General features: G+C 68.0%; 13 protein-coding genes. 3 read left to right on the forward strand and 10 right to left on the reverse strand.

Going from position 1 to position 15895, the window contains the following annotated elements; translation table 11 throughout:
- Positions 1 to 59: 59 nt before the first annotated feature.
- The 3 genes from OXG79_01740 to OXG79_01750 are packed head-to-tail and all read right to left on the reverse strand — an operon-like array spanning position 60 to position 1475.
- On the reverse strand, positions 60 to 842 hold the full coding sequence (locus tag OXG79_01740; protein ID MCY3782489.1) for an SDR family oxidoreductase: 783 nt from the start codon (positions 840 to 842) through the stop codon (positions 60 to 62).
- A gap of 8 nt (positions 843 to 850) precedes the next feature.
- A complete protein-coding gene (locus OXG79_01745) occupies positions 851 to 1093 on the reverse strand; it encodes a hypothetical protein (GenBank protein ID MCY3782490.1) in 243 nt (80 codons plus the stop codon).
- Between the two features lie 43 nt (positions 1094 to 1136).
- Complete coding sequence (locus OXG79_01750; protein MCY3782491.1) at positions 1137 to 1475, reverse strand: hypothetical protein; 339 nt, start codon at positions 1473 to 1475, stop codon at positions 1137 to 1139.
- 293 nt (positions 1476 to 1768) lie between these two features.
- On the opposite strand from OXG79_01750, the gene gltB reads away from it, so the two are divergent.
- Complete coding sequence (gene gltB, locus OXG79_01755; protein MCY3782492.1) at positions 1769 to 6364, forward strand: glutamate synthase large subunit; 4596 nt, start codon at positions 1769 to 1771, stop codon at positions 6362 to 6364.
- Positions 6365 to 6376: 12 nt separating this feature from the next.
- Here the strand turns inward: gltB and OXG79_01760 are convergent, their stop codons facing one another.
- Positions 6377 to 7057: a lamin tail domain-containing protein gene (locus tag OXG79_01760; GenBank protein ID MCY3782493.1), complete on the reverse strand. Its 681-nt coding sequence runs from the start codon at positions 7055 to 7057 to the stop codon at positions 6377 to 6379.
- 481 nt (positions 7058 to 7538) lie between these two features.
- On the opposite strand from OXG79_01760, the gene OXG79_01765 reads away from it, so the two are divergent.
- Positions 7539 to 8972, forward strand: a complete 1434-nt coding sequence (locus OXG79_01765; protein ID MCY3782494.1) for an ABC transporter substrate-binding protein — start codon at positions 7539 to 7541, stop codon at positions 8970 to 8972.
- 188 nt (positions 8973 to 9160) lie between these two features.
- Here the strand turns inward: OXG79_01765 and OXG79_01770 are convergent, their stop codons facing one another.
- The 6 genes from OXG79_01770 to OXG79_01795 form a co-directional block, all read right to left on the reverse strand.
- On the reverse strand, positions 9161 to 10174 hold the full coding sequence (locus tag OXG79_01770; GenBank protein MCY3782495.1) for a branched-chain amino acid ABC transporter permease: 1014 nt from the start codon (positions 10172 to 10174) through the stop codon (positions 9161 to 9163).
- Between the two features lie 16 nt (positions 10175 to 10190).
- Entirely contained in the window at positions 10191 to 11213 is a 1023-nt protein-coding gene (locus tag OXG79_01775; GenBank protein ID MCY3782496.1) for a branched-chain amino acid ABC transporter permease, read from the reverse strand.
- A gap of 314 nt (positions 11214 to 11527) precedes the next feature.
- Complete coding sequence (locus OXG79_01780) at positions 11528 to 12232, reverse strand: ABC transporter ATP-binding protein (GenBank protein ID MCY3782497.1); 705 nt, start codon at positions 12230 to 12232, stop codon at positions 11528 to 11530.
- On the reverse strand, positions 12219 to 12989 hold the full coding sequence (locus tag OXG79_01785) for an ABC transporter ATP-binding protein (GenBank protein ID MCY3782498.1): 771 nt from the start codon (positions 12987 to 12989) through the stop codon (positions 12219 to 12221). The genes OXG79_01780 and OXG79_01785 overlap by 14 nt, the downstream gene beginning before the upstream one ends.
- A 96-nt stretch (positions 12990 to 13085) precedes the next feature.
- Entirely contained in the window at positions 13086 to 13532 is a 447-nt protein-coding gene (locus OXG79_01790; protein MCY3782499.1) for a PIN domain-containing protein, read from the reverse strand.
- Positions 13516 to 13920, reverse strand: coding sequence for a hypothetical protein (locus tag OXG79_01795; protein ID MCY3782500.1), 405 nt, complete (start codon positions 13918 to 13920; stop codon positions 13516 to 13518). Before OXG79_01795 ends, OXG79_01790 begins: the two co-directional genes overlap by 17 nt.
- A gap of 234 nt (positions 13921 to 14154) precedes the next feature.
- Between OXG79_01795 and OXG79_01800 the strand changes: the two genes are divergently transcribed.
- A complete protein-coding gene (locus OXG79_01800) occupies positions 14155 to 15894 on the forward strand; it encodes a hypothetical protein (protein ID MCY3782501.1) in 1740 nt (579 codons plus the stop codon).
- The last annotated feature ends 1 nt before the right edge of the window (position 15895 follow it).

Here is a 15895-nt window from a genome sequence, read left to right on the forward strand (position 1 = left end):
GACGGACGGGTTGCGCCAAGGTCTCCTTCCACCGGGAAGGAACAGGGAACCGAGACTTCCTAGATGACGTTGCCCGTGCCGCCGTCGATGGCGACGGCGGTGCCGGTGATATAGGCGGCGCGCGGCGAGACGAGGAACGCCACCAGGTCGGCGACTTCTTCGGCGCGACCAATTCGTCCGAGCGGGATGTCGGACCCCATGCTGGCGTAGTAGTCCTCGAGCGAGACGTTCGCCGATCCGCTGCGCCAACGGCGCTCCCACTGCATGCTCCGAATCGAGCCCAGCATGACGGTGTTGACGCGAATGCGATCGGCGGCGAGGTCCTTGGAGAGCGCCTTGGTGAGCCCGATGCCCGCGGCGCGACTCACCGAGGTCGGCACCGACGCGGCGGCCGGCTGCTTGCCGCCGACGGTGGTCATGTTGACGATGGCGCCGCCGCCGGCCGCGCGGAGATGCGGGATGGCCGCGCGCGTGCAGCGGATGGCGCCGTAGACCTTGAGCTGCAAATCGGCCTCCCAGGCCGCGTCGTCGACGTCCTCAAAGGGCGAGGCGGCGGAGGTGCCGGCGTTATTGACCAGGATGTCCAGGCGGCCGAGCCGCCGGGCGGCGGCTTCCACGAAATCGTGCGGCTGTTGCGCATCGGTCACGTCCAGCGGGAGCGCCTCGACGCGGCGTCCGGTGGCGGCGCGGATCTCCTCAGCGGCCCGCTGCAGCGGTTCGGCACGCCGGGCGCCGATGGCGACGTCGCAGCCCTCGGCCGCCAGCGCAGCCGCAATGGCCCGGCCGATGCCTTCGCTGCCGCCGGTGACGGCGGCGGCGAGCCCCGTCAGCTGGAGGTCCACCCGGGTTGCTAGCCGTCGGCGACGACCACGTCGGCCGTGGCGTCACGCTCGGCGAGGAGGATCTCACGCCCCTTGCGCACAATCTCCTCGCGCTGCCGCTGCTGCCAGCTCGTGCCGGTCTTCGAGAGGAACCACAGCCGCCTGGGATAGCGCGGCACAGCGATCCACACGACTTCCATCCACGGTGGCAGGCGCGCCGGCGGGGCGACGTCGTCCCAATGCACCGGCGTCTCATTGATGCTCAGCGCCACGTTGTTCTCCTTGCCTTTGCGACGGGTATGAGTTTGCGGACGTTCACAAGTTGAGCCTCCGACGGACGTTGTCGACGAGCGTGCGATGCGCCTCGGGTCGCTGCCGCCGCTCCTTGAGCTTTCGCGCCACCGCGCGGTCGCTGTAATAGCGCACGGCGGCGTAGCCGGCAACTCCGATGAGGGCCATCACCGCGACGACGCCGATGACGTTGGACAGCTCCTCGCGAAAGAATACGAACCCGTGGAGATATCGCACGCCGATCAGGATGAGATAGACGGTGACGGTGACGGAGATGGTGTAGGCCAGCCGCCGTCGCAGGCCGCCGTAAATCAGCAGCGGCACGGTGGTGATGATGGCGATGATCAGGAGGGTGCGAAACACAGGCTGACCCGAGACTTACGCCGCGGGCGATGCTACTACAGGGGCACTCGGTGATGGTGGTGGCGTCGATTCCGGCGTCGCTGCGGTACGATGGCGCCCAAGTGGCGGGCATCGTGCGCCTTTTCGCCACGCAGCCGCAGGGCTGCCCGACGAGTGCGCCGTAACGGCGGCGAGCATTGGTTGGGGCTGCACCGTGACACCGATACGTCAGCAGGAGGGATCGCTGCATATGCATCGAGCCGCGCTCCTGCTAGGCCCGTGCCTTCGCGCTAGCTGACCGTTCCGCCACCGTCATGCACCCGACCGGACCTGTAACCACTGGCGACCGCACCCCGCGGCCGCCCGGCCCATGGACCGAGCACGACGCCTGCGGGGTCGGTTTCATCGCGGACATTCAGGGCCGTCGGTCGCATCGCACCGTGCAGCAAGCGGTGCAGGCCGTGTCCCGGCTGGGGCACCGCGGCGCGATTGCCGCGGACCGTAAGACGGGTGACGGCGCCGGCGTGCTTACGCAGCTCCCGCGGGAATTCTTCGCCGCGCAGATCCGAAGCTTCGGCGAGCGCGCCGTCGATCCCGCCGACATCGCGGTGGCGATGGTGTTCCTCGACAACCGCAATCCGCGCGGCGCCCGGCGCTTCCGCACGCTGGCGGAAGAAATCTGCGGCGACCGCGGGATCCGGGTCGTCGGCTGGCGCCAGGTACCGGTCGATACCTCCGTGCTCGGCGCCGGGGCCTACGCCGACCGGCCCGACATTCAGCAGGCCCTGCTCGTGCGAGGCCCGGCGATTCCATCCGCCGACGAGTTTGAGAGCCGGCTCTACCTAGCGCGGCGCGAGCTCACGGGTCGCGCCGCGCGGGAGTCAATCGAGTCCAACTACGTGGTGTCGATGTCGTCGCGGACGATCGTCTACAAGGGACTGGTCGTCGGCGCCGAGCTCGGGCACTTCTACCCGGACCTCAGCGATCCGCGATTCATGTCCGCGCTGGCCGTGTTCCACCAGCGCTACAGCACCAACACCCATCCGACCTGGCAGCTGGCCCAGCCGTTTCGCATGCTGGCGCATAACGGCGAAATCAACACCCTGGACGGCAACCGCAACTGGATGGCCGCGCGGGCGGCGGCGCTGACCAGCGAGCGGTGGGGACGCGACCTGCCCACTCTGCTGCCCGTGACCGACGACCGGGGGTCCGATTCCTACAGCCTGGACCACACCTTGGAGTTCCTGGTCGCCGGCGGTCGCTCCATCGTCCATGCGGCCATGATGCTGGTACCCGAGGCGTGGGAGCACATGGAGGAAATGCCCCGCACGCTGCGGGACTTCTACGACTACCACCGGTGTCTCACCGAGCCCTGGGACGGTCCCGCGGCCCTTGCCTTCAGCGACGGTCGCTGGGTCTGCGCGGCCCTGGACCGAAACGGCCTTCGTCCGTCGCGGTACGTGATCACGGACGACGGCACGATTTGCGTGGCGTCGGAAGTTGGCGTGCTGGACATCGACGCGGAGCGCGTGGCGGCGAAGGGCCGGCTCGGGCCGGGGGAGATCATCGCCGTCGACACGGAGCGCGGAGTGCTGCTGCACAACGACGAAGCCAAGCAGAGCATCGCGACTCGAGCCCCCTACGGGGACTGGCTGGCCGAGCACCTGGTCGACCTTGCCTCGATCACAAGCGCGCCGGACGCGGCGAATGGCGACGGCGCGGCGACGGCCCTGGCCAACGGCACACTCACGCAATACCAGCATGCCTACGGCTTCACGCGCGAAGACCTCACCCACATCCTCGATCCGATGGCGCGCGAGGGCCTGGACCCGGTGTTCTCAATGGGGAACGACGCGCCGCTGGCGGTGCTTTCGGGGACGGGTCCGAGCGTGTTCGGCTATGTCAAGCAGCGCTTCGCACAGGTGACGAATCCACCCATCGACCCCCTGCGCGAGTCTCTGGTCATGTCGCTGGACGTGCGCATGGGGCCGCGCGCCAGTCTGCTGAGCGAGGTGCCGGAGGCGGCGCACCTGGTCCACCTGCGTTCACCCGTGATCCGACCGACCGACCTGGCGGCCATCGAGTCGCTCACCGATCCGGCCTTCCGCACCGCCCGCGTGGATGTCACGTTTCCGGCACTCGAGGGCCCTTACGCACTGGGCGACGCGATCGACGCCGTCTGCCGGGAAGCCGTTGAAGCCGTGGACCGCGGGGCGCATCTGCTGGTTCTGACCGACGAGGCCGTCGACGCCGAACGCGCGCCAATGCCGATCCTGCTGGCCGTCGGCGCCGTCCATCACGCCTTGATCGCAGCCGGTCGCCGCATGCGCGCCGACATCATCGTTTCGAGCGGGCAAGTGTGGGACGTGCATCACTTCTGTGCGTTGCTGGGCTACGGCGCCAGCGCGGTGTGCCCCTGGCTGGCCCTGCAGAGCGCCGAGGCGCTCACCGCCACGAACGGTCACGGTGCTCGGTCCGGCGCGGACAACTTCGTGATCACGGCCGAAGCGGGCATCCGCAAAGTGATGTCGAAGATGGGCATCTCCACGCTCAGCAGCTACCGCGGCGCGCAAATCTTCGAGGCCGTTGGACTTGCACCGGAGCTGATCGAGCGCTGTCTGCCAGGCACGCCGTCGACTATTGGCGGCGTCGGCGCCGTGCAACTGGCCGAAGACGTGCTGGCGAGACACGACGCGGCGTTCAGCGAACCCGACCAGCGATTGCCCGACACGGGATGGGTGAGGTTCCGCCGGAACGGCGAGTTCCACGCGGCCAATCCCACGCTGGTCAAAGCCCTGCAGCGGGCGGTGCAGACGGACGATCCGGCGGATTTCGAGGCATTCGACCGCGCCGTTGACGATCGGGAGCCGTACGCGATTCGCGACCTGCTGCGATTTCGGTCCGCCGGTCCGCCCATTCCGCTGGACGAGGTGGAGTCGGTCGAATCGCTGCTGCCGCGGTTTTGCACCACGGCCATGTCCATCGGGGCGCTGAGCCCGGAGGCGCACAGCACCATCAGCAAGGGCATGAACCGCATCGGCGCCCGCAGCAATACGGGCGAAGGCGGCGAGGACGCCACGTGGTACGCCCCCGACGCCTCCGGCGAGTGGCCGGACAGCCGCATCAAGCAAGTCGCGTCGGCGAGATTCGGGGTTACGCCGCAATACCTGGCCATGGCCGAGCAACTCGAGATCAAGATGGCGCAGGGCTCCAAGCCCGGCGAAGGCGGCCAGATTCCGGCGACGAAGGTCTCGGAGTACATCGCCGGGCTGCGCTTCACGGTGCCCGGCATCCCGCTGATCTCGCCGCCGCCGCACCACGACATCTACAGCATCGAGGACCTGTCGCAGCTCATCTACGACCTCAAGGAGGTCAACCCCCGGGCGGCGATTGGCGTGAAGCTGGTCGCGGAATCCGGAGTCGGAACCATCGCGGCGGGCGTGGCCAAAGCCTATGCGGACTACGTGCTCATCAGCGGGCACGACGGCGGCACCGGGGCCTCGCCGCTCAGCTCGATCAAGAACGCCGGCGTGCCCTGGGAGATCGGTCTCAGCGAGACCCAGCGCGTGCTGGTGCGTAACGACCTGCGCGATCGCATTCGCGTGCGGACGGACGGCGGCCTGAAGTCGGCGCGCGACATCGTGATCGCCGCCCTGCTGGGCGCGGAGGAGTTCGGATTCGGGACGATGGCGGCCATCGCCGTCGGCTGCATCATGGCGCGCCAGTGCCACCTCAACACCTGTCCGGTGGGCGTGGCCACGCAACGGGAAGACCTGCGGGCGCGGTTCACCGGCGAACCGGCGTACGTCGAGCGATATTTCCTGCATCTCGCCCGCGGCGTGCGCGCGATCCTGGCGCAGCTTGGGGCGCACCGCCTCGAGGACATCGTGGGCCGGGTGGAGCTGCTGGAACCGGATCCGGACAAGCTCCACGATCGAGCGGCCGACATCCATCTCGGGAGCATCCTGGCTCCGGCCGACGAGACCCGACGCTCGCCGCGCATCCAGCAGGTGGCTCGCAACGACCGCCCCGGGAGACCCTCGCTGGACGTGGACATGCTCGAAGCCGCGCGGCCTGCCCTGGACGACGGCCAACCCGTGCGGGGGCACTACCACCTCACGAACGACCGCCGCGCCGTCGGCACGCGCCTGAGCGGGGAAATCGCGCACCGCGTCTCCCATCACGGTCTCCCACCGGGCACGATCCACCTCGAATTCACGGGCAGCGCCGGCCAGAGCTTCGGCGCCTTCGGCATTCGCGGGTTGCGGCTGCGCCTGGTCGGCGAGGCCAACGACTACGTGGCGAAGGGTCTCGGTGGAGCCGTGGTGTCCGTTCAGCCGCCACCGGAGTCGCGCTTTGCGGCCGCGGAGAATGTGATCGCCGGCAACACCTGCCTCTACGGCGCCACTGCCGGCGAGCTGTACCTGGCCGGTCGCGCGGGCGAGCGATTTGCCGTGCGCAATAGCGGCGCCACCGCCGTGGCCGAAGGCATTGGCGACCACGGCTGCGAGTACATGACCAGCGGCGTGGTGGTGGTCCTGGGTCCGGTGGGTCGAAACTTCGCCGCCGGGATGTCCGCCGGACGCGCGTTTGCCTACGACCCCGCCGGAACCTTTCCCTCGCACGTGAACCACGAGCTGGTGACGGTCGGCCGGGTGACGGACGAGGAGAGCGCGGAGCTGCTGCGGGACGTCATCACCCGCCACGTGGCGGCCACCGAAAGCCACCTGGGGCAGTCGCTGCTGGACCGGTGGGAGGCGGTGCTGCCCGACTTCTGGCAGGTCGTGCCGTATCCGCCGCAGGTGGACACGAGCACGGAGGCCCAGGTTGACGCCGAGCGCGCGGCCAAGCGCGCCGCGGCCCGCGAGCGCCGGGCCCGGCAGGCCGTGGCGGCGGGCAGCCGCGGCTAGGGACGCGCCCGCCTAGCTGGCCGCTGGATCGTCCCAGTACAGCGCCACGCGTCCGTCGGGGCGCCGCAGCTCGGCGGAATCGGGAAGCTCGTTGTGCCAGACGTGCCGCTGGCCGAACGCGATGTCGCCCTGGCTGCTGCCTGCGGCGACCGTCAGGGTCGCCCCCGACTGAAGGACGGTTCCGGCCGGGATTTCGACCGACTGCGGTCCGCGCAGGCTCACGAGGCGCCACCCGGAGAGATCAACCGGCGCGCCGCCGTCGTTGGCAATCACCACGGTCTCGGCCACCTTGTCCACCGCCATGGCGAGCCCCGGCACGGGCGGCGCCCAGAGCCCGCGGGCCGCCGCGCGAGCCTCGCGCTGGGCCTCGGCGATCGCGCCAAAGAGCGGCGTATCGGGCGTGTATTCGTGGGCGCGCACCCAGCCCTGCCGCGCCAGCTCGACCGAAAAGACGAGGTCGCCGCGCGCCACGTGCCGTAGCAGCCGCTCGCCGTCGTCGTGCGGCTCGCCACCAGCAACGAGGCTGACCGCGCCGTCGCCCACAAGCGCCGCCAGAGCGGCTGTCGCTTGGTCCGCCAGCGCGGCCTGTCCGCCGTGGTCTCCAGGTTCGGGCGCGTCGATTCCAAGCAGACGCACGGTGTGCTCGGTTCCGTTTATCCGGACGACGAGGGTGTCCCCGTCGATCACGCGCACGACCCGCGCCTCCTGGCCGGCCGGAATTCGGTCCGGCGTCGGGTTGCTCGTCGGCGTTGAGATCGGTTGTGCGGATTTTGCGGTGGTCGCCGGTATCGGGGATGGAGGAGACGCACGCGAGCCAGATAAGTTCAGCGCAATCGGGCTGTCAACGGCCGTTGCCGACGAGCCGGCCGCGACCGTCACTTCGCGAGGTGACGCGGCGCCTGCCGGTGCCGAGCGCGCCGCACGGGCCGTGACCGTGAGCACGGGTGGGTCCGGGTCGTCGGCGCCGCATGCCGCCGTCACAAGCGCGGCGCACGTCACGGCTACGACGCCGAACCGCAATCTTCCGGCCTGTCCAGTCAACACGTGTGAGGCGCGGGCACCCGCTTGATCATCGTTTGAGGTCGCCTATGCTATTCGCGTGAGCCGCGCGATGACGAGCGGTAAAGACAGGGTGGACAAGAAGATGGAAATGTCGGAGTCCCGGGAACGCATGATGACCCGCCGAAGCCTGCTTCGCGTGGCGGGCGGCGGCTTGCTGGGCGCGGCCGCCGGGGCCGTGCTCGCGGCCTGCGGCGAGACGGAAACGGTCACGCAGGAAGTGATCAAAGAGGTTCCGGTCGAGACCGTCGTGACGCGAGAGGTCATCAAGGAAGTTCCGGTCCAAACCGTCGTTACGCAAGAGGTCATCAAGGAAGTGCCGGTCCAGACCGTCGTTACGCAGGAAGTCATCAAGGAAGTTCCGGTCGAGAAGGTCGTGGTCCAGGAAGCCGCGATGCTGCCGCCGCTGATCGTGGGGCAGCTCAATGCCTTCACCGGATCGCTCTCCTTCTTTGGCCCCATCCATCGCAACGCCGCCGCCCTGGCGGCCGATCACGTCAACCGCGCGGGCGGCGTCGGCGGCGGGTCGTTGATCATCATCAGCCGCGACACGGGCGTGAATCCGGTGCAGGGCGTCGAGTCGGCGCGAGCGCTGGTGGAAGTGGAGAACGCCGTGGCGATCGTCGGCGCCTTGGCCAGCGGGGTGACCATCCCGGTCGCCACCTCGGTCACCGTGCCGAATCAAGTTGTGCAGATCTCCGGCGCCTCCACAGCGCCCAGCATCACGGTGCTCGACGACAACGATTTCCTCTTCCGCACCGCGCCCTCCGACGCGGCGCAGGGCGTGGTCCTGGGGCGTCTCGCCTGGGAGCAGGGATTTAAGAACGTCGGGGTCATGTACATCAACAACCCCTACGGCGAGGGCCTGGCCGAGCGGTTTGACGCGACGTTCACCGAACTCGGGGGAACCATCGTCGAGGCCGTGCCCCACGAGGACGAGCAGCCTACGTTTGCCTCTGAGCTGGAGCGCGCCACCGCCGGCGGCGTGGATGCGCTCATCGCCATCAGCTATCCCGGGCAGGCGCAGACCTACGTCCGCGAGTCGCTGGAAGGCGGCTACGCCGACAAGTTCCTCTTCGTGGACGGCACCAAGTCGGCGGAGATGAACGAAGCCATCGGCTGGGACCGGCTCGAGGGCACCCTGGGCACGGCGCCGGGATCGGTGGACAGCCCGCAGCTCGCCGCGTTCGCGAGCGCCTACACCGACGCCTACGCCGTGGAGCTTCCGGTAGAGCCCTATCTGGCGGAGACCTACGACGCGGTGGCCGTGATCGCGCTGGCCGCGGCCAAGGCGGGCACCACCACGGACTCGGTAGCGATCCGAGACGCGCTGCGCTCGATCGCGAATCCCCCGGGTGAGGTCGTGGGCCCCGGCGTGGCAGGCATCGGGCGGGCGCTGAGCCTGATTGCCGATGGCGCAGACGTCAACTACGAGGGCGCCTCCGGCGCGGTGGACTTCGACGAAAACGGCGACGTGTTCGGCCCCATCGAGATCTGGCAGATCACCGGCGGCGAGATCAAGTCCACCGGCCGCTTCGAGACTCCGTAGCGGCCGAGCGACTCGCAGCACATGCCATAGGGGCGGCTCGTCGAGCCGTCCCCGTGTCACTTCGAGCCCTGATTCTGAAAGTCCGAGCCCTGTCCCTGTCTTTCCGAGCGCAGCGAGGAATCTCAGGGGCGCGGAGCATGCACCGCCGTCCTTAGATTCCTCGCCTGCGGCTCGGAATGACGGATCGGTCAGCCGCCGTCTAAGCGGACGCCCGATTTGCCCGATCCCCGCCGTGTCACGCGCCGCAGCTCGCCCAGGATGCCGCCCGGTCGCAGCAGGATCACTGCGACGATGAGCACGCCGACCATGAAAAAGCGGGCGTTCGGATCGGCGAGCTCACCCGGCAGGAACCGCGCGCCGACCCAGAGCCCCCAGACCACGAACGCGCCCAGGATGGCACCCAGGTTGTTGCCGGATCCACCAACCATCAGCATGGCCCAGATGATGAAGGTGCCCAGCAGCGGATCGAACGTCAGCGGCGAGACAAAGCGGATGTGGTGCGCGAACAGCGCCCCGCCAACGCCCATGATCACGGCCCCTAACACAAACGCCTGCAGCTTGAAGCTGAAGACGTTCTTGCCACTGGCCGCGGCGGCGACCTCGTCTTCCCGGATCGCCCGCAGCACGCGACCCCACGGCGACTTCATGACCCGCTGCACCAGCACGAAAAGCGCCACCAGCACGACGATGACGGCGACCATGTAGAGGTAGTTGTATTTGTCGGACGGCAGCCAGCCCTCCAGGAATTGGGGGATTTGGTAAAGGCCCTTCGACCCGTTGGCGACCCATTTCTCGTTGAGAAAGAAAAGCCGCACGCTCTCGGCGATGCCCAGGGTGGCGATGGCGAGGTAGTCGTCGTTCAGGCGCAGCGTGACGTAGCCGATCACGAGCGCGATGACGCCGCACACCGCTCCGGCCGCGGCCAACGCCAGCACGAACCACAGATCAATCCCGAGATCGAGCATTCCGAGCTGGGCCCAGTTGCCGGCAAACACGAACTCCTCGAACAGCAACGGGTCCGCCGCCGGCGAGGTCATGAGCGCGGCCGTATAGGCGCCGAGGGCGAAGAATCCGGCGATGCCGATGTTGAAGAGCCCGGTGAAGCCCCAATGCACGTTCAAGCCCAGGGCGAACACCGCGTAGATGCCCGCCATGACGACGAACCCGACCGCGTAGTCGACTACCCCAATGACGTTATCGATGGCTCATGGCTCCCTGTCAGGTGGACCCTCCCAGGAGGCCCCGCGGTCTGGCGAGCAGCAGCACGATCATGATGATGAAGGCGACGGCATGCTTGTAGCTGGGCGTGATCCACTGGGTCGAGACTTCCATGCTGACGCCAATGACCAGCGCGCCGACCAAGGCTCCGTAGGGATTGCCGATACCGCCCAGGATCACGGCGGCGAACAGCGGAATCAGGAACTCCCAGCCCATGCTGGGGAGCAGCTGCGCCTGAAACACCGCCAATAGGACTCCGGCCATTGCCGCCAGTCCGCCGCCAATGGCCCAGGTGGCCCAGATGACACGCTCCGTCGGAATCCCGCTCACCCGAGCCAGGTCGGGATTGTCGGCCGTGGCGCGCATGGCCTTGCCGATCTTGGTGCGAGTGAGCAGCACGTACACACCAATCACGAGGGCGACGGCGAGCCCCCCGATGAACATGCTGTCCGGTGGAATGCGAACGTCCATCGGCAGGTGGTAGACCTGCCGAAACTCACGCGGGAATTGGTGTTTCTCGCTCGTCCAGATGATCTGAATGAGCCCGCGCAGGGCGATTGCCAGTCCCAGCGATGTCATGGCGATGACCACCGCATTCACCTTGCGGTTTCTCAGCCGGCGATAGATTCCGATGTCCAGCACGATGGCGCCGATGGCGACGACGGCGGCCGCCACCGGCAGCGCAATGAGCAGCGGGTAGCCGAAGCTGAACGGCCCGAATCCCTGCCCTTCAATTCCCACCAGGGGCAGCACACCGGTGATGATCGCGAATGCCACGTAGGCGCCCATGGCCATGTAGTCGCCATGGGCGATGTTGGCGAAACCCAGGTTGCCGTAGATCAACGTCAGACCGATGGCGCCGGTGGCGATGATGGCGCCCAGCACGAAGCCGTTGACCACGAGCCCCATCTTGACGAAGGGGAGAAACCCGAGGACGAGCATGGCCGCAATGGCGACGGCCACGCTGTACTGCGGCATCCAGGCCAGGCGCGCTCGCTCGACGGCGGCCAGCAGGGCAGTCACGCGGTCGCCGTCATTCCGCGTCCGACTCCCTCTCCCTTGAGGGGACCCTTGCGCGACCCGTCCGTCATTTCCCGCGCCACCACGAACTCACCCGTGTCATTTGAGCGCAGCGAGGAATCTCGGATATCCATCCGCGGCCGCGTCCATCATGGCCCGCGTCCGACTCCCTCTCCCTTGGGGAGATCCTTCCAAAGTCCGGTAGGGGCGGGTCTCAGACCCGCCCGACGCCAGGCATCCGGCGCGACTCCAGACTCGACCGAACTGGATTCCAGCCTTCGCCGGAATGACGGAGGGGAGACCCATCGCGCCTGCCCTCACCCGCCCAGATACAGGCGGGCCACTTCGGGATTCTCCAGCAGCGCCGGTCCATGGTCCTCAAGGCGGTTTTCGCCGCCGGACAGCACGTAGCCCCGGTCCGAGTGCTGCAACGCCTCGCGGGCTTGCTGCTCGACCAGGAGTAGCGCTACGCCGGTCGCGTTGATATCGCGGATGCGCTCGAACACCATGCCCATGATCGCGGGCGACAGCCCGGCTGACGGCTCATCGAGCAGCAGGAGCCTGGGGTCGAGCATGAGGGCGCGGGCCAGAGCCAGCATCTGGCGCTGGCCGCCCGACAGGCTGCCCGCTCGTGCCTTTGGCCGCCGCGCCAGATCGGGGAACAGGCCGAACATCTCATCGATGCGCGCCCGACCGTCATCGCCGCGGATGAAGGCGCCCATCTCAAGGTTCTCGCGGATGCTGAGGGACGGAAAGACGTTCGCGGACTGCGGCACGTAGCACAGTCCCGCCCGCACCACCCGCTCCGGGGCATGGTCGGTGACGTCCACGCCGCGAAACGTCACGGCGCCGCTGCGCACCGGCACCAGGCCCACCACGGCTTTCATCAACGTGGACTTGCCGCAGCCGTTGGGGCCGATGATGGTCACGATTTCGCCCGCATTCACGACCAAGGAGACGCCGTGCAGGATCTCGGTTTCGCCGTAGCCGGCGACGATGTCGCGGGCCTCAAGCAGCGCCATGGACCATGCCTCCGAGATAGGCCTCCAGCACCTGCGGATCGCGCTGGACCTGCCGCGGCGATCCCTGGGCGATGACCGCGCCGTCAGCCATGACGATGACCGGATTGCAGAGGCGCGAGACGAGGTCCATGTCGTGCTCGATGAGCAGGAAGGTGACGCCGCGCTCGGCGCTGGCCCGCTGGATGTTGTCCGCCAGCGAGTTGAGCAGGGTGCGGTTGACGCCGGCGCCCGGTTCGTCGAGCAAGACGAGTTGCGGGTCGGCCATCAGGGTCCGCGCAAGCTCCAGCAGCTTCTTTTGGCCGGTGGAGAGGTTGCCGGCGTATTCGTCGGCCAGGTGCGCGAGCTGGACGAACTCCAGCACCTCCAGCGCCTTGGCCTCGATGCGGCGCTCCTGTCGCGCCACGGTCCAGGGCGTGAGCCAGGCGGCCCACAGGCGCTCGCCGCGCTGATTCGCGGGCACCACCGCCAGGTTCTCGAGCACCGTCAACCGCTGGAACTCTCGGGGAATCTGAAACGTCCGCATGATGCCGCGGGCGAAAGTCTGGTGGGGCCGCAGGCCGCCGATGTCGTGACCATTGCAGAGAATCCGGCCGCTCGTGAGCGGCAACGCCCCGGAGATGAGATTGAACAGCGTGGTCTTGCCCGCGCCGTTGGGACCGATGAGGCCGGTGACGGCGCCGGGCATCACGTCGAACGAGCAGTGGTCGACGGCGCGCACGCCGCCGAAGTCCTTCACCACGTCGCGGACTTGCAGCAGGGGGGTGGTGGCCGTCACGTCGCCTCCGCTTCGCCCTGGTTGACGCGATACCTACCGTAGCGCCACGCGACGGGTGCACCGCGGACGCGCGGGCTGCTAACGGCCCAGCAGCTCAATGCGGCCACCGTAACGCTCGAAGTCGCCAGTGTTGAATGTCAGCAGCCGGCGTTCCCCGTGGGCCAACATGGTTGCGACGACGTTGGCGTCGTGAATCTGCCGTCCCCCGGCGGGAACCTCTCGACATAGCGCCACCAAGAGCTCGGTCACCATGGGCCCGTCCTCGAGGATCTCGAAGCTGCCGATCAGCCGGCTCACGTCATCGAGAGCTTCTTCGCGCGTGAGGGCCACCGGCCAGGTCTGCGGACGAGTGACCACCGACAGGTATTCGCGTATCACCTGACGACTGATTCTCAGTGGTTCGGGGGCTCGAAAGGCGCGTTCCAGGCTTTTCCGCGCCGCGTCGTGGTCCGGCGCGCCGGGGATGCGGGACATCACCAGCACGTTCGTGTCGATGAACACGGCGGCGCTAGAGCCTCTCCTCATAGAGATCCTCTCGCCTGAGACTCAGGCCCTCCGGCCACACCGCGGTGGGATGGACGGGCCACGCCTCGTCGAGCGGAAGCCTGGGCTCGGGCTTGGCGTGCGTTCGACGGAACAGCAGTTCCTCGGCTTCCATGTCCACCTCGGCCGTCTCCCAGCCGGCCACGCTCCAGGCCAGCGCCTGACTGTGACCGTTGCCGCGGCGCTGATTCGCCCACCACGGCCGGTGGAGACGCGCGGATGCGGGCAGCTCGAAGCCAATGATCGCCTCGATCTCGCCGAAGGAGGTCCGCCACTCCTGGCCCTGCAGCCCGCGCAGATGCCGATAGAGCCGCTGGTATTTGCCTCGGATCGCCATCGCCCTATATCTCTGGTCACGGTCGATTGCCATGTCGGGCCTGCCGTCTGGGGGAAGTGTCGGGCGGATGACCGATAGTACTATTTTAGGTAGTTAGTGACCAATGCACGAGCAATTCCATGTCGTCAGTCGGCGGCGTCCGCGGCGCGTGCGGCGCATACTTGAGGCGCGCGCAATCGAGAATCCGCTTCATGGCCACATCTGATCCGATGCCGTTGTCGGTGGCCCGCATTCGCCGAATGAACGGCTGAGGCGGGGAGCTTCGCTTTGGCGTCTGCAAGCGCCGACGAACGAATCCGCTACGAGCCCGACGAGCGGTGTCCGCCGTTGGTGGCGATTGGCGTCGGCGTTCAAGGAGCCTTGCTGGCGCTGGTCCCGCTCGCGGTCGTCGCCGCCATCAGCGGCGTCGCGGCCGGCCAGGACGAGCGCCAGCTCACGTGGACCCTGGTCGCGGCCCTGGTGGTCGGCGGCATCGTCACCATCCTCCAAGCAGTTCGGGTCGGGCGCGTGGGCCTGGGTCACATCATGATCATGGGCGTCACGCCCAACTACATCGCGGTCTCGGTGTTGGCGTTGGCGGAGGGTGGGCCGTCCACGGTGGCGAGCCTGCTCGTGCTTTCGTCAGTGTTCTATTTCGCCGTGGCAGCTTGGCTGCCGCAGTTGCGACGCGTCATCACCCCCGCTGTGTCCGGCACGGTGCTGATGCTGATCGCGGTGACCCTGCTCCCGATCGCCTGGGATCGGCTCCAGGAAGTTTCTGAGGGCGCACCGGCGTTCGGAGGCCCGGGCGTCGCCGCCGTCACGTTGATCGCCACCACGATCCTCGCCCTGCGTGCGCCTCGGCAATGGCGGATCTGGTCGCCGTTGGCCGGAATCGCGGCTGGCTGCGTCACCGCGGTGTTGCTTGGCCTCTATGACTTCGGGCGCGTGGTCGACGCCCCGTGGTTTGGGCTCCCCGACGCCGGGTTTCCAGGACTGGACCTCACGCCGACGGCGGGATTCTGGGCGCTGTTGCCGATGTTCCTGGTGGTGACGGTCGTCCAAGCGATCAAGGCCGTCGGCGACGGGGTGGTCGTGCAGCAGGTCGCCTGGCGGCGGCCGCGGGCGACCGACTTCCGTCTGATTCAGGGGACGATCTACGCGAGCGCGTTGGGCACGCTCTTGGCGGGGCTGACCGGTACGCCGCCCACGAGCGCGTTCTCGGCGTCGACGGTTTCGCTGACAAACTTCACCGGGGTCGCCGCGCGCCGCGTCGCCTATGTCGTGGGGATCATCCTTGTGGGACTGGCCGTCTTGCCCAAACTTACGGGCCTGATGCTCACCATTCCCAACCCGGTGATGGGAGGGTTCCTGGTGACGGCCGTCGGCATGCTCTTCGTCGAAGGCGTGCGGACGGTCGCGCGCGGGGGGCTGGACGCGCCCACGACCCTGGTGGTGAGTCTGGCGTTTGCGCTGGGCGTGGGCTTCGAGCAGCACAACGTGTTCGAAGGCGTGGTCCCCAGCCCTTGGAGCTCACTGCTTGGCAACGGCATCACCGTCGGCGCCGCAACCGCGATTGGCCTCACGCTCTTCCTGGAAGTCACCAAGCCCAGGCGCCGCCGCTTCGAGGGTCGCCTCGACATGGCCGATCTGCCGCGACTCGACGCCTATCTGCAGGAGACCGCGGCGGCCATGCGGTGGAATGCCGCATCAACCGAGCGGTTGCGCTCCGCCGGCGAGGAGGCGCTTTCCAGCTTGCTGCGGCCGGCTGACGGCGAGGATGACGGCAAAACGCCGCGCCTGGTCGTTACGGCAAGTCCCGAGGGTCGGGCCGTCGATCTGGAATTCGTGGCCGCGGTCGACGAGGAAAACCTGGCCGATCGCCTGGCCTATCTCTCCGACCACGACGAATCACCGGCTGAATGGGATGTCTCGTTTCGCCTGCTCCGCCACTACGCGTCGACGGTCCGGCACCAGAAGTACCACGGCATCGACATCGTCACCGTGCGGGTCGACGGATCGCCCTGAC

It is taken from the genome of Chloroflexota bacterium (assembly GCA_026706485.1).
In the GTDB taxonomy this organism is placed as follows: Bacteria; Chloroflexota; UBA11872; order UBA11872; family UBA11872; genus JAJECS01.